Here is a 2,539-nt window from a genome sequence, read left to right as displayed (position 1 = left end):
CCGGCCACCCATTTCAGAATATCCTGCCGATGGGTGGCCGGGTGGGGGAGCGGGCTGGTGCCGCGCTTCGGCAACGCCGAAGCCCAAAACACGCGCCGCCCGCTTTCACTCCCCCACCCATCACGCTACACGCGCCGCGACCCAAAAGGAGACAGGCATATGGCGACCCCCGACTGGAGCGCGATCGAATCGCTGCCGCGCACCCCGCTCAAGGACCTGTTCGCGGGCGATCCCAACCGGCTGGCATCGCTCAGCACCGATGTCGCGGGCATCCATTTCGACTTTTCGAAGACGCATCTCGACACGCAAGCGCTCGACGCCTTCACCGCGCTCGCCAAGGCGACCGACCTTGCCGTCAAGCGCGACGCGCTGTTCGCGGGCGATCCGGTCAACGTGACCGAGGGCCGCGCCGCCGAGCATACCGCCGAACGCGGTGAGGGCAGCGAGGACAGCGTCGCCCGCGCCGCCGCCTATCACGGGCGGATGCGCGGCCTGATTGACGCGATCGAGGCGGAGGCGCTCGGCCCCGTCCGCCATATCCTGCACATTGGCATCGGCGGCTCCGCGCTCGGCCCCGAACTGCTGATCGACGCGCTCGGCCGCGACATGGACCGCTATGACGTCGCCATCGTCTCCAACATTGACGGCTGCGCGCTGGAGGAGGCGATCGACGCCTTCGATCCCCACGCCACGCTGATCGCGGTCGCGTCAAAGACCTTCACCACCACCGAAACCCTGCTCAACGCCACCAGCGCGCTCGACTGGATGCGCGAACATGGGGTCGAGGATCCCTATGGCCGGGTGATCGCGCTCACCGCCGCACCCGACAAGGCGGTCGAATGGGGCGTCGACGAGACCCGCATCCTGCCCTTCGCCGAATCGGTCGGCGGGCGCTATTCGCTGTGGTCGTCGATCGGCTTCCCCGCCGCGATCGCGCTTGGCTGGGACGCATTCGAAGCGATGCTGGACGGCGCGGCAGAGATGGACCGCCATTTCCGCCTGACCGATCTGCGCAGCAACGCCCCGGTCCTCGCCGCCTTCGCCGACCTCTATTACACCCAGAATCGCGGGTGCCAGACGCGCGGCGTCTTCGCCTATGACGAGCGCCTGCGCCTGCTCCCCAGCTATCTGCAACAGCTCGAGATGGAATCGAACGGCAAGTCGGTGACTGCGGACGGCCAGCCCGTCGGCCGCGCCACTGCACCGATCACCTGGGGCGGCGTCGGCACCGACGCGCAGCACGCGGTGTTTCAGCTGCTGCACCAGGGCACCCACCTGATCCCGCTCGAATTCCTCGCGGTGATCGAGGGCGGCGACACGCTCGCCGAGGATCACCACCGCGCATTGCTGCTCAACTGCTTCGCGCAGGGTGCCGCGCTGATGGCCGGCCGCGCCAATGACGACCCCGCCCGCGCCTATGCCGGCGACCGCCCGTCGATGACGCTGCTGCTCGACGAACTCGACCCGCGCACGCTCGGCGCGCTGATCGCCTTCTACGAACACCGCACCTTCGTCAGCGCCGCGCTGCTCGGCATCAACCCGTTCGACCAGTTCGGCGTCGAACTCGGCAAGGAAATGGCCAAGGCGGCGGAGCAAGGCGGGCAGGATTTCGACCCCTCCACCGACGACCTGATCCGGCGGGCGTTCGGCTGATGTCCGACGAAGACTATGTCTATGACGAGGCGAGCGGCGAATGGGTCCCCGCCTCGCAGGTGGCTGCGGCTCCGGCGGAGGATGCGGTCGAAGTCCGCGATTCGGTCGGCAACCTGCTCGCCGATGGCGATCAGGTCACGCTGATCAAGGACCTGACGGTGAAGGGCGCCGGGCAGACCCTCAAACGCGGCACCCTCATCAAATCGATCCGCCTGACCGGCGACAGCCAGGAGATCGACTGCAAATTCGACGGCATCAAGGGCCTGGTGCTGAGGGCGGAGTTCGTGCGCAAGCGGTGAGCGTCTGTAACTGGGTGGATTGCGAATAGTCGGCATTTCGGCTTCGATGTCAGCTTGAGTGACGTGAACGCAGGAGCGAGATTTGCTGACCGACTTCTTTTTGGGCGCTGCTGACGATGCCGTCGCCCTCGCCACGGACATGGCGCGCACGCCCAATCACCGCACGAACAATGCTGATAACTCAGTCCTTGCCGGGCTGTGGAAAGCCGTAGATCAGAACGCTGATGCCTCGCGCTTGTCCGGAGAAGAGTTTTTGGTCGCGACGGGATCGCCCGAAGGGCCTTGGGTCTTCTCGATCCCTGATGAGCTTGTCATTCGATTGGATGAGCTACCCGAAGAAGGCCTTGCTGACGCTTCGGATCGGTGGGCGCGATCGGAAGAACTTTCGTATCATCGTGTTTCCGGGCCGGACTTGATTGAACCCTTAAAGGCCATGAAGATACTTGCGAGCGGTGCCCGAGCGTCGAACCAAAAGCTCCTCTTGAGGATGGCAATGTAGCCGCGATTGCCTGTGAGGTGGGGCTTAAGAACGTCCGCAATGGGTCGTTCCCCGCCCGTCCGCCTCGGAAGCGCCCCCTCCGTTGGCA

Annotated in this window: 3 protein-coding genes; all 3 read left to right on the top strand. The window is 65.6% G+C overall.

The genetic code is table 11. From position 1 onward, the window contains the following. Positions 1 to 159: 159 nt before the first annotated feature. The 3 genes from pgi to AX681_RS01945 all read left to right on the top strand — a co-directional run bounded on the left by pgi (position 160) and on the right by AX681_RS01945 (position 2,451). On the top strand, positions 160 to 1,653 hold the full coding sequence (pgi, locus tag AX681_RS01955) for a glucose-6-phosphate isomerase (protein ID WP_066681579.1): 1,494 nt from the start codon (positions 160 to 162) through the stop codon (positions 1,651 to 1,653). Then, positions 1,653 to 1,952: an alkylphosphonate utilization protein gene (locus AX681_RS01950; protein WP_066681576.1), complete on the top strand. Its 300-nt coding sequence runs from the start codon at positions 1,653 to 1,655 to the stop codon at positions 1,950 to 1,952. Before pgi ends, AX681_RS01950 begins: the two co-directional genes overlap by 1 nt. An 82-nt stretch (positions 1,953 to 2,034) precedes the next feature. Continuing rightward, a complete protein-coding gene (locus AX681_RS01945; RefSeq protein ID WP_066681574.1) occupies positions 2,035 to 2,451 on the top strand; it encodes a hypothetical protein in 417 nt (138 codons plus the stop codon). Positions 2,452 to 2,539 lie beyond the last annotated feature (88 nt).

Source organism: Sphingomonas sp. CCH9-E2 (assembly GCF_001557215.1).
Taxonomy (GTDB): domain Bacteria; phylum Pseudomonadota; class Alphaproteobacteria; order Sphingomonadales; family Sphingomonadaceae; genus Sphingomonas.
The sequence above is the reverse complement of the archived record's forward strand: the minus strand, read 5'-3'. Positions and strand labels throughout refer to the sequence as shown.